The sequence below is a fragment of the Chryseobacterium sp. AG844 genome (assembly GCF_003182335.1).
Taxonomy (GTDB): domain Bacteria; phylum Bacteroidota; class Bacteroidia; order Flavobacteriales; family Weeksellaceae; genus Chryseobacterium; species Chryseobacterium cupriresistens.
The window spans coordinates 30,306-56,427 of sequence record NZ_QGTV01000003.1 but is presented as its reverse complement, the minus strand read 5'-3'; the positions used below and the strand labels follow the sequence as shown (position 1 = coordinate 56,427).

Below are 26,122 nucleotides of genomic sequence, written 5' to 3'. Positions count from 1 at the left end.
TTTTGAAATTTTAACCGTGTCAAGGTTTAAAACCTTGACACGGTTCGTATAATGATGAACTTTTAAATTGCCAGCAGTATTCCATTTTATTCTTTAAAAAAATCTTCAAAACTGCTATTATTTTGCTTCACATATTCTCTGATATACCGATCCAAAAGGCCACTCTCTTTAAGAAACAAAAGAGGATTCTGAATATTTAAAATATTGTGGATAGCCTTATGCTTGTCTGTTTGTTTCAAGAAATAAGCCTCAGAAATTTTATACCCCATCCAATATCCAAGATCATTAGGACGATCATCTTTTTTGGTGGTTCCATAAAGCCAGTCCGTAGGATCTTTCTTCTTTAATACAGTTACAAATTCTTTATACAGTTTATCAGCATGGGCCTCTCCATATTGATAAAACGGACTGTTATTGGTTTCTCCTGATACTAATTCACTGAGAAAATCAGCACTCCCTTCACTTAATGTGTATTTTAAAAGGTTATCAGTTCCTTTGATATCCTGTTGGAAATGAATCGTCTCATGAGAAACAAGTCCTGCAATGCCATCCAGATTCTGAAGAGTTTCTGTACCGATCATAATGCCGTCTTTAGAAAATGTTCCTCCTGTATTAAACCTTCCGTATACAAAATATATTGGTGGAAATTTTGCCTGTGGATACCAGTATTTTAATGCACTGTAAACAGCCCTGATTCTTTTTTCTTTTTGGTTGATTCCTGCCAGAACATGACGGCTTTTCAGATAGTCTTCTTTTCTCTTTTTTACCATGGTATACAAAGAATCAGCATTGATTATGCGGTATTCCATAAAACCTTTTACGCCTTGAGATCCGTTGCTGATATAATCTCTAAAAGGGTTTTCTTTTGAGACATCCATTTTATCGAATGCTTTCCAGAACCGGTCTGTATCTCTGGTTTCAAATACAGCGTTCAATGGATCAGTGGAGAAACGTGTCTGTGCTTTTGCAATTCCGGAAGCTAAAAGAAGACATGTAAAAATGTATCTGGTTTTCATATTAGTTTTTAAAGATATCTTATCAAACGGTTAAAAATATAAAAACTTATACAAGAATGGAAATAAAAGCTGTTAAGGTTGAAACCTGTCAGGGTTGAAAAATTGAAATTTCGTTGATTATTTCAGTTCATTAATCGGTAATTCTTTTTAATTTTGCGGTATGGATTTACGAGATCAATTGAAGAATCTTTTTCCTGATCATGAAGAGCAGGATTTTGAGATGCCTGAAGAAGAATTCAAGCAGAAAGAGCCTTTGGTATGCAAATTTGAGAAAAAAGGAAGAAACGGTAAGCCTGTAACGATTGTTGAAGGCTGGGAAGGCAGCGAGGAAGACCTGAAAAAAATCTCAAAGAAAATAAAAACCACCCTTGGTATAGGCGGCTCTGAGAAGGATGGAACGATTATCATTCAAGGAGATAACCGTGATAAAATCATGAATATCCTTAAAGAAATGGGCTATAAAACCAAACGTGTTGGCGGATAGTTCTAGAAATAGATCTGGGTTTCCGGCAGTAAGGTTTTTAAGTTTTCAATTTTAGATTTTTCTATAGGATTTCCTGTAAGAATCAACGTTTTCAGCTTTTTAAGCTGTTTGATTTCTACAGGAATATCTTTCAGATTATTATTGGCCAGATTCATGCTGACGATATTTTTCAGCCCTTTTACTTTGGGCGATATTTCTGTGATATGATTTCCGCTTACATTCAGAAATTCCAGATTCTTTGCTTTAAAAAGGTTTTCCGGAAGCCTGATAATAACATTCTGCTGCAGTTCAAGATATTTTAAATTTTCTGGAAAAGAAAGATTTCCAAGATCATTGATCTGGTTATCTGAAAGGTTGAGAAATTTCAGGTTTTTGATCCGATCCAGTTTGTCTGCAATAAAGCTTATCTGGTTTCCCTGAAGGTTGATTTCTTCCAGTGTTGGAATTTCCATAAGGGCTTCGGGAAATGTATTCAGATTATTAGCATCAAAATGTACCACTTTTAGGTTCTGAAGCTTTGCAAGATTAGGATTAATGCTTGTGAGGCTATTCAGATTCATAGAAAAAGTAGTCAGTTTCTTCAGATTACTTACCTCATCAGGAATAAATTTAATGCTGTTTTCATTCACATTTAACATTTCCAGTTCTTTTAAAGCAAAAAGTTCCTGATCCATTTTCTCAAGCTTATTCGCCATAATATTCAAAAAGAATAATGAATCCAGCTTTACAATCTGAGGAGGAATATTAAAAAGACCCTTTTCTCTGAAACTTATACTGTAAACCGCTTTTTTACTTTTTAAAGCATCTTCAATATTGGTAAATGTAGGATATTTCACCGGATCAATCTGTGCTTTGATCTGAGAAAGTGAGATGACGGAAATCAATAAGAAAAGCTTTTTCATAAAGATAAAAGGTCTGCCAGCAACCCAAGCTGCCGACAGACAAGAATTATAAATAATTTATTTCTTTACAAGTTTAACTGTTTTCTGGAATCCTCCTTCAGCTTCAATATTTAAAACTAAAACTCGTGATCCTTCCAACTGTTGTGTGAAATCAAGATCCAATGCTTTATTGGTTCCGTTGAATTTCTTCGTGTAAACGATTTTCCCGTCCATGCTGTAAGCTGTTACAGAAATATCTTTCAATCCTTTTGCTGAATTGATTTTTACCACTCCTGAAGTTGGGTTCGGTGCTACCGTTACTGTATTTTCTTCAATTTTGGTCTCAATAGTTCCTAAAGTTCCCTCAGTTCCAAGATTATTTTTAAGGGCAATAACGATTGTTGCTGATTTTCCTCTGTAATCAATCGTATTTCCTGTAGCATCTACATCTGTAGAAATTGTTGAATCCGGGTGTTGAATAGAGAAGAAACCAAATTTATGATCAGGTGTAAATGTCAATCCTGTAGGTTCCGAACCAGCCGGCATAGAAGCAAATAGTCTTACTTTCGGATTGGCCTGTGTATGATCCGGAGCAATGACCCAGATATAGTTTTTACCTCCGTCCTGAAGTACCCAAAGGTTTCCGAGTTCATCAAAAGTAAGGTTGTCATTTCCGTCTCCCCAGGCTTCAGATTTCATTCCCTGAGCTGTATTGAAAGAATATACAGAAGAACTTCCACCTACAAATGTTTCTACCTGAGAAGCCGTAGTTCCGTTATCCTGTAAACGGTATACTCTGTCTAATCCTTTGGCTGTAAAATAGATTTTACCATCCAGCGGGCTGATATCAACATCTTCTACTCCATTAAATTTTGTTCCTCCCAAAGTCAGAGCATTGGTATTGGTATTATTCTGATCTGCTTTTTCTTTATTCGGAACCTGAATCCATGTCGCTGTAGTTCCTGCCGGATCCCCTGCAGCCGTTAACCCCTGATCCAGTTTTAATACATAAAGGTTTCCTGAAGAGAGATCATTTGGAGTATCCATTACATATTTGTATACCATGTGAGTTCCACCGTCTTCACCGTAGTAAGCTATAGTTCCTGCATTATTGATCACTACGTTTTCATGGTTCATGATTCCCATCTGCCAAAGTTTTCCTTTGGAACCGTCAGTATTCTTAGAAATTACCTGTGCTGTTGCAGGATCAATTTCTACTAACCAACCGTAATCTTTGTACCCATCATTGTTCACATCATTAGAAGTAACAGATTCTTCAGCGGTCACCACAGTTCCCCAAGGCGTAATTCCTCCTGAACAGTTTCTGATGGTTTGAACCAAACTTGGATCTGAGAAACTTACGGCTCTTGATTTTGTCAGCTGCCAAAGCTTTGAAGCCGCGTTATAGTTGATTTCTGCCATGGTAACTCCACCTGGATTCGTTTCATGGTTTACAGATAGATATCCGTTGGTACTGCTTCCAGTTTTTGGAACATAAGCAGTAAAGTCATTTTGACCTCCTACTAATCCTCCGCCTTCAGTATAGCTATCCCCTTCTTTTAAAATAAGCTGGTATTTGTGTTCAGCAGGAATAATTAACTTATTGGTTTGTGCTGTAGGAACAATTGAAGTAAAACAGCTGATATGTGTTCCGTTACAAGCTACAGGAATAGTTGTATTGGTAGTCGTTTTCAGATAAGCATCAATTCTTAAGTCTGAACTGGTTGTACTTCTGTTATGTAATTCAATAGAAAATCTGTTAACACCGTTTACAAATTTTGATTTTGGAATTGAAAAAATGTTATAAACACTCTCTGCTGCCCCATCAATAGTAGTACTGGAGAAAGTATTGAATGTAACAGCACCTGCAGGCATATTATCTCTTACAACTTCTTCTCCGTTAAGGTATACAATAATACCGTCGTCTCTCATCACACCAAACTCCATAGTATCGGAAAGCGTTGAAAGATCTACCGTAAAATCTTTAGCAAAATAGGCTGTAGTAAGCCCTGAATTGATGGTAGTCGTTACAGGATCTCCATATCCTAACGGACCGTTTCCTACTGCCCATGTTGAAATATCATAGGTTTGGGCATTCCAACCGGCTGGCTGCGCCTGGTTGTTATCTTTATAGCTCCATGACGCATTCTTATTGAATATCAAGGTCTGCGCCTGAAGACCAGAACTGGCCAGTATCGCCAAAGCTCCCACTGCTAGTAGTTTTTTCTTCATTTTTTATTTGATTTATTAGACCTTGCAAAACTATTTTTTTAGCGCTTTTTCTCTGTTAATAGGATTTTAAATCTAAATCATCGAATATTAACTTATCAAAAACCTAATGTTAAGTGGGTTAATTTTCTGTTAAGTAGTGAGGAGTTCGAGGGTTGGAGAGTTTGAGTGTGGGAGAGTTTGAGAGTACAAGGTGCTAGGTGCGGGATTCGGGATTCGCACGGAAAGTATAGGATAAAAAAATACTTTAAAATAATATTTATGAATAGAAGTAATCCATCTCCAACTATCCATCATAAAGCTCGAATCACACTTGCCCTACCCGAAATCCGAATCTCTACCCCCTCACTCTCAAACTCTCCCACACTCGAACCCCGCATCCCGCATCCCGCCTATTTCGCTTTACTCACATCCGTAAGAGCATTCAGAAAGGCGATGATCTGTTTTATTTCTGTTTCGGTGAGGTTCAATTTATCGGGTGCCAGCGTCTGATTTTTCATTTTTAATCCTAAACCTTCTCCTCCGCCTTCATTATAAAAATCAAGAACTTCTTCCAAAGTATTGAAAGCTCCATTATGGAAATAGGGCTTTGTAAGTGCGATATTTCTCACTGTCACGGTTTTAAAAGAGTAATCATAAATCCATGACTTTTCTTTTTTCACCGGGCTGTTTCCTCTTCCTAAGTCCTGATCAAGTTCTACCGGAAGCTGTTTGATCGGCCTGGTAGTTACTCCCAGTACTTCGGATTCATTTTCATTAAAAAACGGCGGTACCAATCCGGAAAATGTGGGTGCAAAATGGCAGGTTGCACAATTGGCTTTTCCCATAAAGAGGTTGAATCCTTTTTTCACATCATCGGAAACATTTTTTTCATTCCTCATAAAACGGTCAAAATCGCTGTCAAATGAGTACAGGGAAGCCACATAAGAACTTAATGCTTTCGAGAAATTTTCTTTACTGATTTTTCCGTCCTTGAAGGCATTTCGGAACGCTTTTTTATACTCAGGTTTTGTTTTTAATTTCCTGATAATGCTTTCATAGCTGGTATTGAATTCCTGCTCATTATAAATAACGTGTTCTGCCTGCTGTTCAAGATAGAAAGCACGAAGATCATAGAAAAATCTCTTAGCGAAGACCGCATTGTATAAAGATGGAGAATTTCTCAACACTGTTTTCCCTTCCACATTACTTTGTGATTTTGCTTTCAGATCTGTAAAAGCATTTTCCTGAAGGTGGCAAGTCGCACAGCTCATTTTCCCGTTACCACTTAAGTTCCGATCGTAGAAAATGGATTTTCCAAGGTTACGGAGCTCCGGATTATCTTCCGAAGATTTTAATAAAGTATAAAAATAGGGATCTAAAAAATCACTGCTGAAAAAGTTCTTATTCCCTACATTCCAGCCTGAAAATTCTTTAAGGTCATCTGGTCTTCCATCCCATTTCCCAAGTTCTTCATATAAAGGCTGCACGTATTTTTTATAAAATTCAATCCTGTCAAAGTTTTCAAAGTCGGTGTTTTTTGAAAGATAGTTGATGGCTTCTGTTAAAATCTGATTGGCTTTCTGAGTATTATAATTTTTAAAATAAAGATCATCATTAATGTACTTCTGAATTCCTGCAAGTGCATGGCTTGTTTCTTCGGAAATATTCAAAGAGCCTGGTGTATCAAAACCTGAGACACCCAGTGAATAGATCCTGATCAACTCTATTCGCAAAGGCAGTGTTTTGTTATTTCCTTTGCTCAACCCATTTTTTAAAGCACTTAAATAAAACCCGGAATAGCTGTTGTACAAAAAGGTAGTAATGGTTTTGATCTTTTCTTTTTCATTCCCTGCTTCCTCTGAAAATATAAGTTCATCAAGCACCTGCAATCCTTCAGGAGGAAGTGTGTATGACGATGTCCCAGCTGCTTCGATGTGAAACAATGGCGCTGCATTAAGGTGGGTTTTGGTAAATTCAGGATAATGGTAAGCAATATAAAATTCTATTTCCTTGAATGAGTTTCTTGTACTGCTCAGCGATTTCTGCAGTTCTTCCAGAGAAATACGGTCTTCAGAGAACTTATCAACATCGGATTTCAATTGTTCAAGCTTTATTCTAAAGTCGGACAACCCTTTATTGACAAATGTATTTTCGCTTTCTTTTCCTTTATAAACAGGATTAAAGGACATTACTGCAAATCCTGTCAGAAGGATGATTATAAGCAGTGGATAAGATCTCATGAATTTTTAGCGGCAAAACTATTCATCTGATGTTATCTGAGTTTTAATAAGAGATTAAATAATGTTTATATTTCTGATATTATATTTTTCACTAATTTTAAACCCCGAAATCAAATTCATTATTCTAAAGAGAACGGTTCTTCGAAATACCGGAAAATAATGGCGGGAGATTATTGGGAGAGGATTTTTTAAATTAAATTCAACACATCAAAAAAACTAAATAGGAGTATGAAAACAAAACTATGGTTTGCTGTGGCAGCAAGTTTCCTTTCTGTGGCAGCATTTTCCCAAAAGAAAAAGCAGCAGGAAAAACAACCTGAAAAGAAACAGGAAATGGCTGTATATGCAGAGAAAAGAGGGGCTGATTATTATTTGGTCCGCCTGGAAAAAGATAAAAACATTCCCAATGTTTATGTACATTCCAATGGTATAACCAAGCCTTATAAAAATTATTCTGACCTGAAAGATATTGTTACAGAGTTCCCCGGAATGATGACTTCCAACAACTCAACAAAGGAAGAACTGATTTCTATTCTTAAAAAAGATGATCACTTCTACGAAATCACTTCACAGAGGAAAGATCCTAAAAACATTGAAAAGACGGTCATTACTGTATATGAGGTTATGAACGGACAGAAAAGGATTGTAGAAGAATACAATGACATCTACGAGGTTATGGCATCTCCTTATAAAGAAGCCATTATGATTAATTAAAAAAACAAAAAATATACATATTATGCTAAACAAACTTGCTGCCTCAGAACTTGTTCTGAATGAAGACGGAAGTGTATACCACCTGAATCTTTTACCTGAAGATATTGCTGACAAAATCATCCTTGTAGGTGATCCTGACAGAGTGGCAAAGGTCTCAAAATACTTTGATACCGTAGAAATCAAGAAAAATAAAAGAGAATTCTATACGCATACAGGAACGCTTCGTGGAGAAAGAATTACTGTAATGTCTACAGGTATCGGAACTGAAAACATCGATATCGTGATGAACGAACTGGATGCTTTGGTGAACATTGATCTTAAAAACAAAGAATTCAAGACTGAGCACAAAGCGCTTGAGCTTTTCCGTATGGGAACTTGCGGAAGTGTAAACCCGGATGTACAGGTAGACAATATGCTAGTAACGCAGAATGTTGTAGGTTTGGACGGATTGATGCACTTCTACCAGGATTACAACTTCGAAAATGAGTTTTCTAAAAGCTTCTTAGAAAAATTCCCTTACGAAAGAATCAAGCCAATGCTTTACTTCTCAGACTGGGCGGAAGAAATGGGAGAATATTATAAAGATGCCAAATACCACGGAAATACAGCAACATTTCCGGGATTCTATGCTCCACAGGGAAGACAGCTTCGTTTGAAAGCGGTAGATGATCAATTCTTAGAAACGCTGAATGATCTTGGAATTACCAATTTTGAGATGGAAACTTCTGCGATCTATGCTCTTTCAAAATTATTAGGACACAAAGCCATTACCGTGAATAACGTTATTGCCAATAGAAGACGCGGTGAGTTCTCTGCAGATCACCATGCATCTGAGAAAAACCTTATTGAATGGGTGTTGGAAAGAATTATCAAGTAATTTTTATTTGATAAAAACTAAAACCTCAGGAAACTGTTTCCGGAGGTTTTTTTATTAGGTTTCGGCTAAAGCCAATGGAATTTTTATCTATTTTTTAACGGGCTAAAGCCCGTTGCTATTGAATTGTATCTTGCTGAAAATATTGATTCTTTCACGATGAATAAAACTACCCATCCGGTTTGTCATTCCGTACGAATCTCTATGTTATTTAAAAAAAACTGTATTTAGATTCCTTCGGAATGACATAGTCGTCAAAAGAAATGTTGTAAGTAAAATAGGTTAAAAGCCAATAATCAATGATACAAATACCATGGTTACAAATGAAATGTTCTCGGATCCGGATGCTGAAATACATAATTCAGTTCTGAAACCAGCTTTGATGACAGAACCTTTTTTCCTTTCACTTCAAACTCTTCTTCATCAAGTAGATTTTTCTGTGCGTTAATCACCTGACTTTTCGCAGGATGTACAGGAGCCGTAACATTATAAAGTTTTGATTCACTTTTCTGTTCAATCATTTCTGAGATAATCCTGCTGATATCAGCATAATGAATATGATTTACCGCATGGTCCGGATTACCTACATTATAATTTTTTAAAAGTCTGTTATCTCCCATCAACCCTCCAAGTCTTAGAATATTCAGTTGGGGATATTTATTTCTCAACATTCTTTCGCCTGATATTTTCTCAAAAGGAACATCTTCTTCTGTAAATTCTTTAGCAATATCGGGATAAACACCTGTAGAACTCATCAGAAACATCTGCCCTTTAAAGTCTCCTATAAAAGCTGACAAATTCTGAATCCTGTTATACAAAGAGCTTACACAACAACTTTTTTCAGAAACAGGAATTGTAATAATCAAAACATCCATATTTTTAATTTCCTGCCATTGGAAAAGAGGTTCTGTCAACTGATAGTCCGGGAAAGAAGCCATTACAGCATGAATTCCTTTATTATTTAGTAGATTTACTTTACTTTCTGTTGTAGTTGTAGTTGCCAGTGTATATTTTCCGGATAAGGAAGATGCGAGTCTTTCTCCCAGCCAGCCATAGCCTATAATTCCTATTTTCTTCATATTTCAACAGAGGTTTTCATTTTTAATCCTACAAAAATATCAATAAGTTATGAGACAGGGTATTGATAAACCTTTCAGAATTTATATTTTGCAATTATTTTAAAGGGTATTTTGTGTAATACGTTATTAAAGTTAACATCCTACATTTATTTCCTTGTAAAGCAATCCCTTACGTGATCATTGACCATTCCGGTGGCCTGCATATGGGCATAAACTACTGTAGATCCGACAAATTTGAATCCTCTCTTTTTAAGGTCTTTAGAAATACGGTCAGAAATCTCTGTCGTGGCAGGAACTTCAGACAATTTCTCCGGATTGTTATCGATTGGCTTTCCATCTACAAAACCCCAGATATAGTTGGAAAAGCTTCCAAACTCTTTCTGAACTTCCATAAATCTTTGAGCATTGGTAACCGCTGCAAGAATTTTAAGTCTGTTTCTTATAATTCCTGGGTTGTTCATTAATTCTTCAATCTTTTTATCAGAATAGGCAGCTACTTTTTTATAATCAAAATGATCAAAAGCTTTTCTGAAATTTTCCCTTTTAGATAAAATAGTATACCAGCTTAAACCAGCCTGGAAGCTTTCAAGAATTAAAAATTCAAATATGGTTTCATCATCATAGGTGGGCCTTCCCCACTCATCATCATGATATTTCCTGTAGAGATCATCTTTTTCGCACCAACCACAACGTATTTTTTCCATAATTATCAAATTTTACACCCTAAGTTACTACTGATTTAGGAAAACATAACAAAAGATTATGAAAAATTTAACAGAGAAGCCGTGTTTTAGGAATGGTTATTGTTAAATTATTATTATAACACCAAAATTTATATCATTATGAACAATTCAGAGTATAACAAAGCGGAAAATGCAGTAAGTAATGTAGAAAACTCTTTACAGAATGCAGCGGACAAAACTAAATGGAAAATCAATGAATTGGCAGACAAGGCTAAAGACTATATCAATGAGAAGAGGAATAATGATGAGGAGGCCAGCCAGGAAGACTGGCTAGACAGGGTAAAAGCTAATGTATCCGATGCCTGGGAAGATATTAAGGATAAAGCAGATGAGGCATGGGAAAAAACCAAAGATGCGGCGGAAGATGTAAAGGCAGAATGGAATAAGAAAACCAATTAGTATTTCAGTCATATAAATATTTTCAATAAAATGGAGTCTTAAATTGATAAGGCTCCATTTTTTATTATGCCATAAGCACAATTATTGTTACATTTGTATTATAATAAACATTAAAAAATTATGTCATACGGTTTACTTAAAGGCAAAAAGGGAATTATTTTTGGAGCCCTTAATGAACAATCTATCGCATGGAAAGTTGCTGAAAGATGCCATGAGGAAGGTGCTGAATTTATCTTATCTAATGCTCCTATAGCATTAAGAATGGGAGAACTTAATGGTTTAGCAGAAAAGACAGGTTCTGAAGTAATAGGTGCTGATGCTACTTCTGTAGAAGATCTTGAAAAACTTTTTGATGCCGCTGTTGCAAAATTTGGAAAAATCGACTTTATCCTTCACTCTATCGGTATGTCTATCAACGTAAGAAAAGGAAAACACTATACAGAAATGAATTACGACTGGTTGGAAAAAGGCTGGGATATTTCCGCTGTTTCTTTCCACAAAGTAATGCGTGTAGCATGGGAGAAAGACTGTATGAACGAATGGGGAAGCATTTTGGCGCTTACTTATATTGCAGCTCAGAGAACATTCCCGGATTACAACGATATGTCTGATAACAAAGCGTACCTTGAAAGTATTGCAAGAACTTTCGGAAACTACTGGGGAGAAAGAAAAGTACGTGTAAATACAGTTTCTCAGTCTCCTACAATGACTACTGCAGGTAGTGGTGTTAAAGGTTTCGGAGGATTCCTTGGATATGCAGAAGATATGTCTCCACTAGGAAATGCTACTGCTCTTGAATGTGCAGACTACTGTGTAACTTTATTCTCTGATCTTACGAAGAAAGTAACGATGCAGAACCTGTTCCATGACGGAGGTTTCAGCAGTTCAGGAGTTACTCAGAAAGTGATCAGTAAATATGATACTGAAAAATAATAACCTATCTAAGGTCATCAACAAAATCGCATTATACTTAGTATTTAATGCGATTTTTTTATTAATCAGAATAAAGGAGCTGTTTTATTTCATAAAACAGCTCCTTTGATAAAAACAAACTATCTGGTTTTTACAGCAACCTTTTATTTTTTTAATACTTTAATTTTCTCAGAAGTATTTTGAAGAGTTACAAAATAAACACCCGGCATAAACTCTGATAAAGATAAAGAATCACTGATATTTGCTTTTAAAACGGTTCTTCCCATACTATCATAAATAGTCACGATATTATTACTGTTTCTATTTTTTATTATGATATTTTCGCTTTTAAAATCATAAAACAATGTTATTTTCTTGTATGCATTCTCATTTGTTCCCAGATTTGTAGTTGCTTCATAGGCCCCAAGATCAACGGCAGTGCCAAAAATCCTGTTATTTCCCAATAAATCTTGTGTCTGGGTAACAAAACTGTTATTGCCTGCATTGATTGCTGCAGAAGAACTATCCAATTGATAATTATAAGATGTACAGTCAAACGGTGCGGCACTTAAAGTATTTGAGTTTGTAAATACAGGATTAACATTTAAAACGTTGGTTCCTCCTGTATAACCGTTCTCTACAATAGAATGTGATACAATATTACCAGCATCAACCTGATCATTATTGGATGAATTTGTATTTCCGTAAACAATAGAATTATACAGATTAAATTTACCATTAGCACTATAAACAGCTGTTTCAAATGTATTTGTAAGGAATATTTTTTTATTATGAACAACAGTCACATTCTCTAAGATCTGAGGAATTCCATTACTGCTGTACAGAGCCAGTGCACATTCATGATAGGAATTTCCTGCAAGGATTGTATTGCTGATCTTCGCTGAATTATTAGCATCAATATAAAAAAGACTTGATTGATTAGAGGTATTATTTGTAACGACACATCTGTCCATCACAAAATTAGCTCCCAAAAATCTCAATACAGCATTCCCTCCAGCTACAGAACCCTTGAATTTACAATTACTTATGGTAAGGTTATTATTGTTTGAGTCATCAGAAAAAACAGCTCCGTATACAGATATATTACTAATAAAATCACAATTGATAACATTTACAGTGTAATTTCCCTGGTAAGCCTGAAAAATAGCTCCGGCGGCAGACCCTTGATTATCATAGAAATAGCAATTTTTAATATTAATAATACCAGTATTGTTGTTCAAAGAAATTCCTCCTGCTCCACCTGCTCTCCCAGAAATAAATCTAAAGCCATCTACCGTCAAACCTGATGTAGTATTGATAACTTTAAGGATCGTATTGGTATTATCCGAGCTATCTCCAATAGCACCGATATCTCCTGAAAGTGTTGTAGGATTCTGGCTGATGTTTCTTTGCCCTATTGAAGTTTCTGTTCCACTAAATCCCCCATATAAGCTGACTCCATTTTTCATGTTGAATGAGATGGTTCTATCGGTGGTAGAAGTTGCTTTGTACACTCCCGCTGCTACCCAGATTTCATCTCCATATACGGCATTACTCATCGCTGTCTGTAAATCTGTATAAGCATTGGCCCACGAAAGACCATTGTTTGACCCTGTGGCAGATGAATTAACATATAGTGTTGCGGCATTCATACTTGAAAATGCCAATAAAGAAAACAATAGATATTTTTTCATGGTTAAAAATTTCGCCAAAAATACTAAAAAAGTAAATACATTAATTCGAAATAATATTATGATAAATAATGATGAAAAATTTTTCAGTATTTCCTCATGATAAAACCCGGCGGCCTCTTTGAGGCCGCCGGGTCTGTCAAAAATAATATTAATATGTAATATGAAACTATAAAATTACGGTCTGTATAGAGTGTGCCGGAGCATTCAGTTTGGCAGCCATCCCTTCTATCCATAGATTCGTTTCAATATCATTGTCCGAATCATTCATGATAACAGTTACCAGCTGGCCGTTTTCGTTCATAAACGCAGAAGACGTCAACGCAGCTCTGTTGGAAGAGCTTCCGATTCTGTGGGCATTCGGTTTGATATATTTTGAAACGTGGCCTATATAATAGTATTCATACGTATAGAACACCTCTCCTGTTTTGGTATCAGCAATAATCGGAGCAAAGCAGAAATTTCCTTTGTGATTGGGCCCTCCGGTTTCATCCAATAGAATATTCCAGTCAGTCCATAAAGCATTTCCTTTGTTGAAATCGTTCAGCATATTTTTACTGTACAATTCCCCCAGACTTACATCATAAATTTTATCCATATTGAACTGTTCTTTGCATCCTTCTGTAAAGGCCAGGAATTTATCAGGAAATGCTCTGTGTGTTTCTGCCAGATTGTCAAAAAGCTGCGTTTTATTGTTCCATGTTTCATACCAGTGATAACCGATACCATGAGCGTATTTTGAGGTTTCAGGATCACTTAATGTAGTGGTTGCTCTTTGATAGATAAGGTCTCTGTTGTGATCCCAGATCATAACTTTTTTATCTTTGTATCCGTTTTTCCAAAGGGTTGGTCCCAGGTTCTTTTTCAGGAACTCTCCTTCTTCTTCAGCAGTATAGATGCATGATTCCCAGCTTTGAGTAGCCATTGGTTCGTTCTGAACGGTCAACCCCCAGATGTTGATTCCTCTCTTTTCGTATTCTTTGATGAATTTGATATAATAATCTGCCCATGTCTGGTAGTATTGATTTTCCAATCTTCCTCCTTTGTACAAACTTTTGTTGGATTTCATCCAGGCTGGCGGGCTCCATGGAGAGAAATAGAATGTGAAGTTATTACCGATGGCTTTCTGAGCTTCTTTGATCATTGGAATCTTATACTTCTCATCATGTGCAATATTGAACGTTTTCAGAGAATTATCATTGTCTTCTACATAAGTATAGGAATCGCTGGAGAAATCACAGGAATTCATATTGGTACGAACGACAGTGTATCCCAATCCGTTTTTTCCGAAATAAGCATCCAGAATTTCTTTCTGCTTATTCTTTGGCATTTTATAAAAAGTCTCTGCTGAAGCGTCTGTAATAGCACCTCCGATTCCTATCAGTTTCTGATATTTAAAGTTGGGAGCCACAAAAATACAGGCCTCAGTTTCTTTAGGTTGTCCGAACTGTTCAAATGTAACGGTTCCTTTATCCGCCATCTTCTCATTCACTTTCGAGTTGGTAAGGATTACTTTAGCTGTTTTTCCTGCATTCTTCTTCCAGTAATTCTGAGCATTGACATTGATGACAACGCCTACTACAAAACAACTTACAATTAATTTTCTCATGATTTTTTCTGTTTCCGGACCCTTCTGGTCCTCATTTTCATTATTTATTTTGATAGACTCTTACGTAGTCTATATAATACTTCTGTGGAAATACCGTATCATCAATGCCTTCTTTCCCACCCCAAAATCCACCTACTGCCAGATTTAAAATGATAAAGTAAGGTCTGTCAAAAGGCCATGCTTCCTTATTTTTCTCTTTATTCATATAGGTGAAAAATTTCTTATCATCTACATAAACATCAATGTTTTCGGGAGTCCAGTCTGCCTTATAGACATGGAATTTTTCGCTGGCATCTTTTACAGACAAGGTATCTGTCTTCTGTGTTCCCTGGATATGGTTGTATTTTTTGGTGTGGACAGAAGCATGTATAAATCCCTGATTGTATCCTACATGTTCCATAATATCCAGTTCACCGTCATCCGGCCATTTCTTCATATTTTCACTCATCATCCAGATGGCAGGCCAGGTTCCACGTCCTTTGGGAAGCTTTGCTCTTACTTCTACTGTTCCATACTGAAAGGCGAATTTTCCTTTGGTTAAAAGCCTGGCAGAAGTGTATTTATTATTTTCCCAATTTTCTTTTCTGGCTTCAATGATAAGGTTTCCCTTTTCCATTCTGGCATTCTCAGGTCTGTTTTTGGTATAAAACTGAGCTTCTTCATTTCCAAAACCGCTTCCCCCGGTATCATAATTCCATTTTAATGAATCCGGAAGCCCTTTACCGTTAAACTCATCATTCCAGATCAGTGTTCTGCGGGCTTCAGGTTTGTGCGAGGCACAGTTCAAAACAGTAAGGAAAAAAATTCCTGCTGCGCATATTTTGATGATATTTTTAGCTTTGAGATTCATGCATAAGTAGATTTAAGTTTTGGCTAAAGCCATTTTTTTCTGACTTTTGATTAAGCGGGCTAAAGCCCGCTCCTATTGAATTGAATCAACTTATTTTGTCCAGCTAATTCTTTTGGTCTGTACATGTTGAGAATCAGCTCCGATCATAATATCAAACTCTCCGCCTTCCCAGTCAAAATTCAAGTTATCATCAAAGAATTTCAGATCTTCGGGAGTCAGTTTAAAATCGATCTTTTTGCTTTCTCCTTTTTTGATGAATACTTTCTGAAAGCCTTTCAATTCTTTTACCGGTCTTACCACTTTTCCGAAAAGATCCCTGATATAAAGCTGTACTACCTCCTCACCATCATATTTTCCTGTATTGGAAACCGTAACACTAATATTCAGTGTCTGATTTCCTGTAAGATTTGTGGAACTTAATATCATATCAGAGTATTTAAAATTCGTGTAACTTAAACCATATCCAAATGGATATTTCGGATCATTATCAAGATCTATATATGCTGAAACATAGTTTCTGTCTGTATTATTTTTTGCAGGTCTTCCTGTATTGTAATGATTATAGTACACAGGAATCTGCCCTTCTGTTCTTGGGAAAGTCATTGGAAGCTTTCCACCGGGATTCACTGTCCCGAACAAAACATCTGCAATAGAGTTTCCTGCTTCTGTTCCCAGCCACCATGTGTACATAATGGCAGGAATATTGTCTGATGCCCAGTTGAAAATCAGAGGTCTTCCGGCATTGATCATCAGGATGATTGGTTTACCTGTTTTGGCAATTTCTTTCAATAAATCTTCCTGAACACCTGTAAAACCAATAGTACTTCTGCTTTTTGCTTCTCCACTCATCGCATGGCCTTCACCCAGCGTCATGATGACAACATCTGCTTTTTCCGCCGTTTCTACTGCTTCGGCAAACTGGCTCTTATCCTGATCGTCAACATTGCAGCCTTTTGCATATAATAAAGTAGCGTTTTTATCCAGCTGGTTTTTAATTCCGTCAAATTGAGAAACTATTCTTTGATTATCATCTTTGAAAGCAACAGACCAGAAACCGTGATTCGCTACCGTTTCTTTCCCGAAAGGACCAATCAGAGCAACAGTTTTTGTACTTTTTGAAAGCGGAAGAATATTTCCCTGGTTTTTAAGAAGAACAATACTTTTAGAACCGAATTCTCTTCCAAATTTTCTGTTTTCCTGATTATCGGTCTGTTCTTTTTGTCTTTTTTCATTGCTGAATCTGTAAGGATCATCGAAAAGTCCCATTTCGAATTTCTTGGTTAAAATTCTACCCGCTGCATCATCTACCAGTTTTGCATCTACTTTTCCTTCTTTCACCAGTTTTGGAAGCTCTGCCATATACACACGGCTTTCCATATCCATATCACTTCCACCCTGTATTGCTCTTTCAGCAGCTTCAGCTCCATCTTTGGCATAACCGTGAGGAACCATTTCCCCGATACTTCCCCAGTCTGACACCACAAAACCTTTATAATTCCATTTTCCTTTTAAGAGGTTTCTCTGTATATATTGGTTGGCCGTTGCGGGAATTCCGTTAATATCATTGAAGGAGTTCATAAAAGTGGCTACTCCTGCCTCCGCAGCGGCTTTGAAAGGAGGAAGATAAGTTTCATTCAATTGTCTGAGACTCATATCTACAGAATTGTAATCTCTTCCGCCTACAGCAGCTCCGTAGGCTGCAAAGTGTTTTGCACATGCCATTACGGCATCAAGACTTCCCAAGCCTCTACCCTGAAATCCTTTAATTCTTGCCAGCCCTATTTTTGTTCCAAGATAAGTATCTTCTCCTGAGCCTTCCATTACTCTTCCCCATCTCGGATCTCTGGCAATATCCACCATTGGAGCAAATGTCCAGTGAATACCGTAAGCGGCAGCTTCTGTTGCAGCAATTCTTTCTGATTTTTCAATCATGGCCAGATCCCAACTTGCAGCCTGTCCAAGATTGACAGGGAATGTGGTACGATAACCATGAATAACATCCTGCCCGAACAGTAAAGGAATTTTCAGCCTTGACTGCATCGCCAGTTTCTGAAAAGCTCTGGTTTCCTCTGATCCTGCAACATTCAGCATAGAACCTACTTTCCCCTTCCTGATTTCTTCCAAAACAGCTGCCGAATTGGATTGCTGGGGTCCTGTAGCATATTCAAACCCACTATATTGCACCATCTGCCCTACCTTTTCTTCCAGGGTCATTTTAGACAGCAGCTCTGCTACTTTCTGATCAATGGTCTTCTGTCCGTAAGCATTCAATCCCAATGCAGAAAATGCCAATAAGAAATAAACTCTTTTCATAGTATCAAATTAAAAAATATAGGTTGCTGTAGAACGTCCCGAAATTGTTACAGCAGCGGTTTTCCCGGCAAATTTAATATTAAAATTTTCATCTGCCTGATTATCGTTCTGCACAATTAAAACTATTTTCCCAAATTGAGTCTTAAAGGCAGCCGTTGAAAGCTTATCCGTCTGAGTGGAAGCGATACGCTGAGATCCTGCCGGAATAAATTTTGAAGCGTGGGCAATGATATAGTAAGAAACATTTCTGGTGAAATTCTCACTGTCAGAAATGGTAATCGCTCCTTTACATTCTGTACATCCTCCATCTGTATGCGGAGCATATTTCGGATCGTTGGCAAGATTCCATTCCAGAGCTATCTTGCTCCAGTTTCTCATAGAGCCTATGATTACATTTTTCGTATGCCAGTTCAGGTCTTCGGAAAAAGTACCTTTTGAACCTGTCCATTGTTCAGTAAAGTATAAATTCTTATCCGGAAAGGCATTATGTACCGTACTTAATGCAGAAATATCGCCTTCGTACAGATGAAAAGCAGATCCGTCTATATATTTGCCAGCTTCAGAATCTTTTAAAATATCAAGAGCATATTCAGGTTTGTTGCAATTGTGATCATAAACAACAATTTTGGTAGTGATGCCATTTGTTTTAAAAACAGGTCCCAGATGGTTCTTAATAAAATCTCTCTGCTGCTCAGACGGCATATACAAACTTGGATTATTTCCCGGATGTAAAGGTTCATTCTGAGGAGTTACAGCATCAATGGTGATCCCTTCTTTTTTCATTCCCTGGATGTATTTTACAAAATATTGAGCATACGTTCCATAGAATTCAGGTTTTAAACTTCCTCCTTTTGACTTTCCATTATCCTTCATCCAAACCGGAGGAGACCACGGGGCAGCAATGATTTTAATGGAAGGATTAATTGCTAAAATTTCCTTCAACATCCCAATCAAAGCTTTGTCTTTTGCCAGACTGAATTTTGAAAGCGAAGGATCAGTCTGCCCCTCAGGAAGATCATCGTAGGAGAATACTTCTCCATCAAGATCGGAAGCGCCAATACTCAGTCTTAAATAGCTGATGGATATTGAATTTTTATCATTTCCAAAAAGTTCGTTAAGCAGTGCTTTTCTTTTGGAAGGCGACAACCGGTTGATTACCTCAACACTTCCTCCTGTTAATGTATAGCCAAAGCCATCAATATATTGAAACTTTTGAGTATCATCAATTTCAATATTCTGAAAGCTGTTGGAGCTGTTTACAAATTTAACGGAAGTCTGCTGTTGTAATTTTACACTTTCATCCCCTTTGGTAAGCCAGTACTGCACTTCATTTTTTTTATTGGAAGCCACTGAGGTACAAGATAAAGAAAAAAGGGCCACACCACTAAGCAGTGCGGCACCTCTAAAGAAACTATATAAGTTGTGAAACTTCATATTTTAGTAACCAGGATTTTGTTTTAAAGCTGTATTCGGCAATTCATTGAAAGGAATTGGAAGAATTTCATTTTTATTGGCTTTAAATCCTTTAAATGCAAGTATTGATGGTGCATCTCCCCATCTTACAAGGTCAAACCATCTGTGTCCTTCGCCGGCAAGCTCTCTTCTTCTTTCATCTTTAATAGCCTGTAAAGAAACAGGAACTGATGATAACCCAACTCTTGCTCTTACCGCATCTAATAAAGCTTGAGCTCTTGCTCCTGAAGCTCCTAATGCTTCTGCCTCCATCAGATAAGTATCCGCCAATCTTATAGCAATATAATTCTGACGGAAATTCAATTCAGGAGGTCCCGGAAGCGATGTTTTTAAAGCATTTGTAGGTAAATACTTATTAAGGAAGTATCCGGTATCTGCAAAAGCAGGCGTATAAGTAATCTTACCCTCTGTCACCAGTTTTTTTGCATTGAAAACGGTAACGTCCAGTCTTGGATCTCCCTGCATAAAAGTAACAAAGTTCTCTGTTACAGTATTAAATGCCCAACCTGAATAAATATCCGGAGCATTGTTATTCGGGATATCTTTTAAGAAATAAGAACGAGGTCCTACCATCACATTGATAGAGTTTCCTTCGTCTTTTCCCTGTCCCCAGAATCCCCAGTCAGAGCTTCCTTTATTGGTATGCATTACTTCAAGGATAGATTCTGATAAGAATTTGTATTTATTGGGATCCTGATCAGTTTCCAAGGCAACTTTAAATAAATCTGCATAATCTGCCACAAGTTTGTAGCCATACTGACTGGTTCCTCCTGGCGTACCATTTACTTCAGCAAACTGTGCGGCTGCCTGAGGCATTTTTTTATCATAAAGATAAATTTTACCTAATATAGCTCTGGCCGTTCCCTGCGTGATTCGTCCCTTATCACTGATACTTGGCGTCATCATAAGGTCGGGAATAGCAGCAACGATATCGCTTTCTATCTGTGCATACACATCTTCCGGCTTGGCCTGTGGAACGTTCCAGTAATCATCATCAAACTTTATGGTATTAAGAATCAAAGGAATATTTCCAAACATTCTTAGTAATTCAAAATAATATAAAGAACGAAGAACTTTAGCTTCTGCAATATATCTTTTTTTAAGATCCTCATTCATATTTGCCCCCGGAACTCTTTCTATTAAAAGATTAGCACGGGCAACTCCCTGATAGTAATCTCTCCAATAGCTGGCTGGCATTGTATTGGGATTGATCATGTAATTGTTCATTCCCTGAATACCCGCTCCGTCATTGGAATTTCCCCCACCGGAATAAAAATCATCAGATCCTGCATTAAAGAATGTTACGGTATTTTCAAATCCAGCCGAATACTTTCTTAAAGGATCATATACGGAGATCAATGCACTGAAAGACTGCTGCTCATTCTGAAAATATAAATCTGTATTAAAAGATCCTGAATTCTTTACATCATCCAGATAGGAATCACTACAACCGATATTGGTAAAACTCAGACCTGTCAGAAACGCTACGGCAAGTCCTTTATATATTAAATTCTTATTTTTCATTTTGTTGGTCATTAAAATTGAATATTAGCTCCTATAAGGAATGTTCTGGCTTGTGGATAGTAAGCTCTGTCTACACCGATAATATCCTGCTCAGAATTATTTCTTCCCGCAATTTCAGGGTCATATCCTGTATATTTTGTAAAAGTAACCAGGTTCTCTCCTGTGATGTACAGTCTTACCTTGCTCATTCCAAAACGTTGGGTAACATCCTGAGGAATAGTATATCCTAGCTGAACAATTTTCAGACGCACATAATCTCCTTTCTGAAGGTAATAGTTAGACATCCATGAATAGTTGTGGTTAGAATCAGTGCGGGTAAGTCTCGGATTATCATTGGTAGATCCCTCACCTGTCCATCTGTCTAAGATTCTTGTCTGGTAGTTGGCATCAGGCAAATCCAATCTTCTTAACCCCTGGAAAATCTTGTTACCAGCCTGTCCTTGCGCAAACATCATCAGATCAAAATTCTTATAGCTCATATTCACGGTAAGTCCGAAAGTATATTTTGGGATAGAGCTTCCTAAGTTTACTTTATCATTGTCATCAATTTTACCATCTCCATTATTATCCTGCCAGATAAAGTCCCCAGGTTTTGCATCGGGTAATAATTTTACACCATTGGCATTTACATAATTGTCAATTTGTGCCTGATTCTGGAAAACCCCACTATATGTTTGTCCGTAAAATGATCCGTAGGGCTGCCCTACTGCTACTCTGGATACCGCTCCCATGGTCTGGAAAGAAGCCAGGTTGAAGTATTCAATATCATCCTCCAGTCTAAGAACTTTATTTTTTATGGTTGCGAAGTTACCATTAACCGAAATGCTGAAATCTTCCCAATTTTTCTTGTAGCCTAATTCAAGTTCAACCCCTGAGTTTTCCATATCTCCTACATTTGCCCAAGGTGAAACCGGAACTCCTACATAACCCGGGATATTGATTTGTCTGAGAATATCAGTAGTCTTCTTTTTGTACCAATCTGCTGTTAAGGTAAAGTTGTTGAATAATTTCAGATCTGCAGCAATATTCAGCTGGCTGGTCTGTTCCCATTTCAGATTAGGGTTTTCCAAAGTACTTTTCGCATAACCAATGATGATATTATTACTGGAGTTGGTATAATTACTACCGGAAACCATGAAACTTGCAAATCTGAAGTTATCCATTTCGTCATTCCCTAACACTCCGTAACCTCCTCTTAATTTTAAATTATTAACAACTTTGTTCTCCGGCCAGAAGTTTTCTTTATGAACGTTCCATCCCAGTGACATAGATGGGAAAGTTCCCCAGTGCTGGTTGGTAGCAAATTTTGAAGAACCATCTCTACGGATTGTTCCTGTAAATAAATATTTATCTGCATAATCATAAATGATTCTACCAAAATAAGATGCTTTACGGGTCTCGATTCCGTCCCATCCTTTTGCTGTGATATTTTCTCTGGGAATATCAAAATTGAAGGAAGCATCCTGCCAGTTATCAATAGGAAGGTTACTGTAAGTCAAACTGGCACCGCCCGCAATGTTGTATCGGTAAACACCCTGCCCAACCATGATATTGATGTTGTGATCACCAAACTTGTTCTGATAGGTCAATGTATTTTCCATGCTCCATTCGAACTTATTTTCGTCCACTTTATTCAGACTGTTAAAACCGGTATTATTAAAATTTGGACTTAAATAATATTTCGGTGTAAAAGAGCGGCTTCCCCAATAAGATTTCTTACCATTTAAACTTGTTTTGAATGTAAAGTGATCTAGAAACTTGAGTTCTGCAAAAACGTTCCCCACAAAATCATCAGACCAGTTATAATTACCTTGTTGTATATGACGGAAAGCCTGCGGATTGGTCATCTCGTTATTTACATATGGGGAAATTCCGTAAGGACGTCCCTCCGAATCACGGATGATATAAGGACTTTTATAACCATCCGAATCTACCATTGACCAATCTGTCACGACAACCGGAGTGATAGGATCCAGGTTTACTGCTGAAGCCAACGGTCCTCCAAATTCTTCGTTTGCACTTACTCCCTGAGACTTCACGTGTGTGTACGCAAAGGTTTGCCCTATGGTCAGGTAATCTGTCACTTTATGGGTTGAGTTAAATCTTGCATTGATTCTTTTGTAATAAGAAATATCACTCATTACAATACCAGTCTGATCAAAATATCCAAAAGAGGTATAGTAGGTGGATTTTTCATTCCCTCCGGTAATGCTTACTTCGTGAGATGATTTTTCACCGGTTCCGAAAATAGCATCCTGCCAGTTGGTACCTTTCCCAAATGATTCAGGATTAGAAAATCTGGGTGCGTGCCCATCATTAACAAAACCTTCATTAATAACTTTAGCATATTGTGTAGCATCTAGGAGATCCAGTTTTTTGGATGCATTTGAGAAACCATAAAACCCGTTATAAGAAAGACTAAGTTTTCCTCTCTTCCCTTTTTTGGTTGTCACCAGAATTACTCCTTTTGCTGCAGAGACTCCATAGATTGCAGACGATGCTCCGTCCTTTAATACTTCTATACTTTCTATATCCGACTGGTTAAGCCATCCGATATTGTCTACCACAATACCATCTACTACCCACAATGGGCTGTTGCTTCCAGCTCCAAAACTGGTAATCCCTCTTACACGTACAGTAGCAGCAGCACCAGGCTGTCCCGAATTCGTAACAACAGAAACCCCTGCAGCTCTACCCTGCAATACCTGTTCAGGCTTACCTGCCGGTATGTTTTCAATGTCGCTGGCTTTAATACTCGCAATAGCTCCCGTTACATTACTCTTTTTCTGAGTACCGTAACCGATGACTACCACTTCGTCTATTTTGTTTTCTTTCGCAATTGTGTCCTTCGACTTGGTGGTCTGGGCACTGAAGTTGGCCGTAAAATAGAGGACGGCAACCACTCCTACGCTTCTTGATATTCTTACATTCATATACAGTTATTGTTTAATTCTCAAATTGAGACAATAAAAATATATTTTTTTTCAATTAATTAACATTCTATTCATAAAAATTTTAATTTTTCTTTTATTTTTCAGGGTTAGAAGCCCTATCTTCGCATCAATATTTCATAAAATATCATAAAAAATTAATAAATTCATCTCCCAAAATGACCACCAAGCCATCCAAAATTTCTCTTCCCTTAAAACTTACCTTTCTCATTTTTTCAATGGTTTTAAACTGTATGGGGTTGGTGATTCTGCAGCTGTCTGAAGAGAAAATCACCTACGGAGAACTGGGGCTTTTAGAATCTTTTAAAGATCTGCCCATTGCTTTTATCTCGCTTTTTGCAGTGAGCTTTATCAACAAAACCGGTCCAAAGAAAGCATTGATTCTGGCCTTGGCTATTGTCGGATTCTGTTCCTGTCTTCTTCCTTTTGTAAAGGTTTTCTGGTTTTATAAATTGTGGTTTGCGATTATAGGAGCCTGTTTCGCTATTGGTAAAATCTGTGTTTTTGGAATTATCAGAAATAATATTTCGGATGAAAAATCCCTGGCAAAGACCATGAATAACGTAGAAGCTTCTTTTATGATCGGAATTTTCGTGGTTAATACCGGTTTTGGGTGGATAATTTCCAGCCAGTACTCGGAATTTTGGAAGTTTGGTTTCCTGATGATTGCTTTATTATCAGCATTTACCATTTTTCTGCTGTCAAAGATAGAAGTAGCAGATTCCAGGCCTATGGAAAACAAAAGCATTCTCTCAGAACTTTCCGGGTTTACCACACCTACGGTAGCTTTATTTTTAGGAGTAATCTTTTTTATCGTCTTTGTAGAGCAGGGATTCAATTCATGGCTTCCTTCTTTTTACAAAAACCATTTGAAAGTCAATTCTTTTTTTGCGCTTCAGGCCACTTCTTTTCTATCCGTCTTTTCTTATGCCGGACGAACGGTTACTGCCAATATCATCAAAAGGTTTTCATTGCCCAGATATTATATTACATGTATGGCTCTTATTATCACCTTACTGATTATTATACTGGGGATACAGTATTTTGATTCGGAGGATTCCAGCTATTTACTTTTTTTATTTCCGGTTATTGGTTTGTTTCTTTCCCCCCTCTACCCTGTAATCAACTCAAAAATGATTGCACAGGTGGATAAAGACAAGATTAATCTTTTCACCTCGCTTATTGTTATTTTTTCTTCTCTGGGCAGCTCTGTAAGCTCTATCATTATGGCTGTTTTATTTGAAAAACAGCTGTTGAATTATTATCCATTATACATCTTATCTTCTGTAATTCTGCTTTTTGTGATTAGTTTTATATATTTTACTGTCACAAATAGAAAATAGTTTTATTTTTACTGCCATGAAAATTAAAGACACAAAAAGTAAAGAAACGCTACAGGAACTCATTGACACGAAAGATTTCGTAGCGCATATTTCAGTTGACTGCACCATATTCGGCTTTCATAATAATATTCTGAAAGTTTTGCTTTTAAAATATCACGATCTGGATCTATGGTCACTTCCGGGTGGTTTTGTTTTTAATGATGAGGACCTGAGAGAAGCTGCTGAAAGGGTTTTGTTTGAAAGAACCCATCTTAAAGGATTATTTTTGAAACAGTTCCACACCTTTGGAAGAATAGACCGTACGGAGAATAATGTACATCAGATCCTTCTTAAAAATAAAGGAATAACCGTTCCTGAAGATCACTGGATATTCCAGCGTTTTGTTACAGTAGGTTACTGCAGCCTCATTGATTTTTCGCTGGCTGATACTTTCCCTGATGCTTTCAATGAAAGCTGTGAATGGTTTGAAGTCAACAACCTTCCTAAAATGGCATTCGACCACGACAGAATTATAGAGACAGGTCTTGAATACCTGAGAATGAATATCAATACAGAGGTTGCGGCAAGTAACCTGCTTCCTGAAAAATTTACAATGAAAGATCTTCAGGCTCTGTATGAAACTATTTTAGGACAAAAATTCAGAAGAAATAATTTTCAGCGAAAAATTTTAAGTTTAAATATTCTGGACAGAATGGAAAAACTCTATGACGGCTCGGCCAATAAAGCTCCTTATCTGTATAAATTTAAAACTAAAGTTCATAATTCTACCAATCAGTATCCCATCTCTAATGATGAGGAATCATAAAAATATAAAT

The 26,122-nt window shown here is 37.1% G+C and carries 20 protein-coding genes; 7 read left to right on the top strand and 13 right to left on the bottom strand.

Annotated features, from left to right (window positions below):
* Window positions 1–86 precede the first annotated feature (86 nt).
* Complete coding sequence (locus DEU40_RS04125; RefSeq protein ID WP_110008661.1) at window positions 87–1,016, bottom strand: DUF2268 domain-containing putative Zn-dependent protease; 930 nt, start codon at window positions 1,014–1,016, stop codon at window positions 87–89.
* 160 nt (window positions 1,017–1,176) lie between these two features.
* Here DEU40_RS04125 and DEU40_RS04120 point away from each other — a divergent pair, with 160 nt between their 5' ends.
* Window positions 1,177–1,500 carry a translation initiation factor gene (locus DEU40_RS04120; protein ID WP_002979957.1) on the top strand — a complete coding sequence of 108 codons (324 nt, stop codon included), beginning with the start codon at window positions 1,177–1,179 and terminating at the stop codon, window positions 1,498–1,500.
* A 2-nt stretch (window positions 1,501–1,502) separates the two neighbouring features.
* Here DEU40_RS04120 and DEU40_RS04115 read toward each other — a convergent pair whose 3' ends face one another.
* From DEU40_RS04115 to DEU40_RS04105, 3 genes are all read right to left on the bottom strand, one after another.
* Window positions 1,503–2,402 (bottom strand): leucine-rich repeat domain-containing protein, encoded by a 900-nt coding sequence (locus DEU40_RS04115; protein WP_110008660.1) that lies wholly within the window; start codon window positions 2,400–2,402, stop codon window positions 1,503–1,505.
* Between the two features lie 57 nt (window positions 2,403–2,459).
* Complete coding sequence (locus DEU40_RS04110; protein WP_110008659.1) at window positions 2,460–4,613, bottom strand: alkaline phosphatase PhoX; 2,154 nt, start codon at window positions 4,611–4,613, stop codon at window positions 2,460–2,462.
* 389 nt (window positions 4,614–5,002) lie between these two features.
* Complete coding sequence (locus tag DEU40_RS04105) at window positions 5,003–6,832, bottom strand: cytochrome-c peroxidase (RefSeq protein WP_110008658.1); 1,830 nt, start codon at window positions 6,830–6,832, stop codon at window positions 5,003–5,005.
* Window positions 6,833–7,060: 228 nt separating this feature from the next.
* On the opposite strand from DEU40_RS04105, the gene DEU40_RS04100 reads away from it, so the two are divergent.
* The gene (locus DEU40_RS04100) at window positions 7,061–7,546 is read left to right on the top strand and encodes a hypothetical protein (RefSeq protein ID WP_110008657.1); all 486 of its coding nucleotides are present in this window, start codon (window positions 7,061–7,063) and stop codon (window positions 7,544–7,546) included.
* Between the two features lie 22 nt (window positions 7,547–7,568).
* Complete coding sequence (locus DEU40_RS04095; protein ID WP_002979969.1) at window positions 7,569–8,423, top strand: nucleoside phosphorylase; 855 nt, start codon at window positions 7,569–7,571, stop codon at window positions 8,421–8,423.
* A 314-nt stretch (window positions 8,424–8,737) separates the two neighbouring features.
* Here the strand turns inward: DEU40_RS04095 and DEU40_RS04090 are convergent, their stop codons facing one another.
* Together DEU40_RS04090 and DEU40_RS04085 are read right to left on the bottom strand one after the other, a co-directional pair.
* Window positions 8,738–9,499, bottom strand: coding sequence for a hypothetical protein (locus tag DEU40_RS04090; RefSeq protein ID WP_110008656.1), 762 nt, complete (start codon window positions 9,497–9,499; stop codon window positions 8,738–8,740).
* 146 nt (window positions 9,500–9,645) lie between these two features.
* The gene (locus DEU40_RS04085; RefSeq protein WP_110008655.1) at window positions 9,646–10,203 is read right to left on the bottom strand and encodes a DNA-3-methyladenine glycosylase I; all 558 of its coding nucleotides are present in this window, start codon (window positions 10,201–10,203) and stop codon (window positions 9,646–9,648) included.
* A gap of 138 nt (window positions 10,204–10,341) precedes the next feature.
* Between DEU40_RS04085 and DEU40_RS04080 the strand changes: the two genes are divergently transcribed.
* Together DEU40_RS04080 and DEU40_RS04075 are read left to right on the top strand one after the other, a co-directional pair.
* The gene (locus tag DEU40_RS04080) at window positions 10,342–10,641 is read left to right on the top strand and encodes a hypothetical protein (protein WP_110008654.1); all 300 of its coding nucleotides are present in this window, start codon (window positions 10,342–10,344) and stop codon (window positions 10,639–10,641) included.
* 120 nt (window positions 10,642–10,761) lie between these two features.
* Window positions 10,762–11,574, top strand: a complete 813-nt coding sequence (locus tag DEU40_RS04075; protein WP_002979980.1) for an enoyl-ACP reductase — start codon at window positions 10,762–10,764, stop codon at window positions 11,572–11,574.
* Window positions 11,575–11,717: 143 nt separating this feature from the next.
* On the opposite strand, the gene DEU40_RS22320 is transcribed toward DEU40_RS04075, so the two are convergent.
* The 7 genes from DEU40_RS22320 to DEU40_RS04040 form a co-directional block, all read right to left on the bottom strand.
* Complete coding sequence (locus tag DEU40_RS22320; protein ID WP_171006213.1) at window positions 11,718–13,247, bottom strand: T9SS type A sorting domain-containing protein; 1,530 nt, start codon at window positions 13,245–13,247, stop codon at window positions 11,718–11,720.
* A 166-nt stretch (window positions 13,248–13,413) separates the two neighbouring features.
* Complete coding sequence (locus DEU40_RS04065; protein WP_110008653.1) at window positions 13,414–14,853, bottom strand: glycoside hydrolase family 30 protein; 1,440 nt, start codon at window positions 14,851–14,853, stop codon at window positions 13,414–13,416.
* A 40-nt stretch (window positions 14,854–14,893) separates the two neighbouring features.
* Window positions 14,894–15,703, bottom strand: a complete 810-nt coding sequence (locus tag DEU40_RS04060; protein WP_110008652.1) for a family 16 glycosylhydrolase — start codon at window positions 15,701–15,703, stop codon at window positions 14,894–14,896.
* Window positions 15,704–15,793: 90 nt separating this feature from the next.
* A complete protein-coding gene (bglX, locus tag DEU40_RS04055; RefSeq protein ID WP_110008651.1) occupies window positions 15,794–18,016 on the bottom strand; it encodes a beta-glucosidase BglX in 2,223 nt (740 codons plus the stop codon).
* 9 nt (window positions 18,017–18,025) lie between these two features.
* A complete protein-coding gene (locus DEU40_RS04050; RefSeq protein ID WP_110008650.1) occupies window positions 18,026–19,450 on the bottom strand; it encodes a glycoside hydrolase family 30 protein in 1,425 nt (474 codons plus the stop codon).
* Window positions 19,451–19,453: 3 nt separating this feature from the next.
* Window positions 19,454–21,013, bottom strand: coding sequence for a RagB/SusD family nutrient uptake outer membrane protein (locus DEU40_RS04045; RefSeq protein WP_110008900.1), 1,560 nt, complete (start codon window positions 21,011–21,013; stop codon window positions 19,454–19,456).
* Between the two features lie 11 nt (window positions 21,014–21,024).
* Window positions 21,025–23,946: a SusC/RagA family TonB-linked outer membrane protein gene (locus DEU40_RS04040; protein ID WP_110008649.1), complete on the bottom strand. Its 2,922-nt coding sequence runs from the start codon at window positions 23,944–23,946 to the stop codon at window positions 21,025–21,027.
* 176 nt (window positions 23,947–24,122) lie between these two features.
* Here DEU40_RS04040 and DEU40_RS04035 point away from each other — a divergent pair, with 176 nt between their 5' ends.
* Entirely contained in the window at window positions 24,123–25,307 is a 1,185-nt protein-coding gene (locus DEU40_RS04035) for an MFS transporter (RefSeq protein ID WP_110008648.1), read from the top strand.
* Window positions 25,308–25,323: 16 nt separating this feature from the next.
* A complete protein-coding gene (locus DEU40_RS04030; RefSeq protein ID WP_110008647.1) occupies window positions 25,324–26,112 on the top strand; it encodes an NUDIX hydrolase in 789 nt (262 codons plus the stop codon).
* Window positions 26,113–26,122 lie beyond the last annotated feature (10 nt).

Excerpts from the sequence above, each read along its gene's own strand:
- DEU40_RS04035 (WP_110008648.1), top strand. The coding sequence starts at position 24,123 with ATGACCACCAAGCCATCCAAAATTTCTCTTCCCTTAAAACTTACCTTT.
- DEU40_RS04100 (WP_110008657.1), top strand. The coding sequence starts at position 7,061 with ATGAAAACAAAACTATGGTTTGCTGTGGCAGCAAGTTTCCTTTCTGTG.
- DEU40_RS22320 (WP_171006213.1), bottom strand. The coding sequence starts at position 13,247 with ATGAAAAAATATCTATTGTTTTCTTTATTGGCATTTTCAAGTATGAAT.
- DEU40_RS04120 (WP_002979957.1), top strand. The coding sequence starts at position 1,177 with ATGGATTTACGAGATCAATTGAAGAATCTTTTTCCTGATCATGAAGAG.
- DEU40_RS04075 (WP_002979980.1), top strand. The coding sequence starts at position 10,762 with ATGTCATACGGTTTACTTAAAGGCAAAAAGGGAATTATTTTTGGAGCC.
- DEU40_RS04090 (WP_110008656.1), bottom strand. The coding sequence starts at position 9,499 with ATGAAGAAAATAGGAATTATAGGCTATGGCTGGCTGGGAGAAAGACTC.
- DEU40_RS04080 (WP_110008654.1), top strand. The coding sequence starts at position 10,342 with ATGAACAATTCAGAGTATAACAAAGCGGAAAATGCAGTAAGTAATGTA.
- DEU40_RS04125 (WP_110008661.1), bottom strand. The coding sequence starts at position 1,016 with ATGAAAACCAGATACATTTTTACATGTCTTCTTTTAGCTTCCGGAATT.
- DEU40_RS04045 (WP_110008900.1), bottom strand. The coding sequence starts at position 21,013 with ATGAAAAATAAGAATTTAATATATAAAGGACTTGCCGTAGCGTTTCTG.
- DEU40_RS04050 (WP_110008650.1), bottom strand. The coding sequence starts at position 19,450 with ATGAAGTTTCACAACTTATATAGTTTCTTTAGAGGTGCCGCACTGCTT.
- bglX (WP_110008651.1), bottom strand. The coding sequence starts at position 18,016 with ATGAAAAGAGTTTATTTCTTATTGGCATTTTCTGCATTGGGATTGAAT.
- DEU40_RS04065 (WP_110008653.1), bottom strand. The coding sequence starts at position 14,853 with ATGAGAAAATTAATTGTAAGTTGTTTTGTAGTAGGCGTTGTCATCAAT.
- DEU40_RS04110 (WP_110008659.1), bottom strand. The coding sequence starts at position 4,613 with ATGAAGAAAAAACTACTAGCAGTGGGAGCTTTGGCGATACTGGCCAGT.
- DEU40_RS04040 (WP_110008649.1), bottom strand. The coding sequence starts at position 23,946 with ATGAATGTAAGAATATCAAGAAGCGTAGGAGTGGTTGCCGTCCTCTAT.
- DEU40_RS04030 (WP_110008647.1), top strand. The coding sequence starts at position 25,324 with ATGAAAATTAAAGACACAAAAAGTAAAGAAACGCTACAGGAACTCATT.
- DEU40_RS04085 (WP_110008655.1), bottom strand. The coding sequence starts at position 10,203 with ATGGAAAAAATACGTTGTGGTTGGTGCGAAAAAGATGATCTCTACAGG.
- DEU40_RS04115 (WP_110008660.1), bottom strand. The coding sequence starts at position 2,402 with ATGAAAAAGCTTTTCTTATTGATTTCCGTCATCTCACTTTCTCAGATC.
- DEU40_RS04095 (WP_002979969.1), top strand. The coding sequence starts at position 7,569 with ATGCTAAACAAACTTGCTGCCTCAGAACTTGTTCTGAATGAAGACGGA.
- DEU40_RS04060 (WP_110008652.1), bottom strand. The coding sequence starts at position 15,703 with ATGAATCTCAAAGCTAAAAATATCATCAAAATATGCGCAGCAGGAATT.
- DEU40_RS04105 (WP_110008658.1), bottom strand. The coding sequence starts at position 6,832 with ATGAGATCTTATCCACTGCTTATAATCATCCTTCTGACAGGATTTGCA.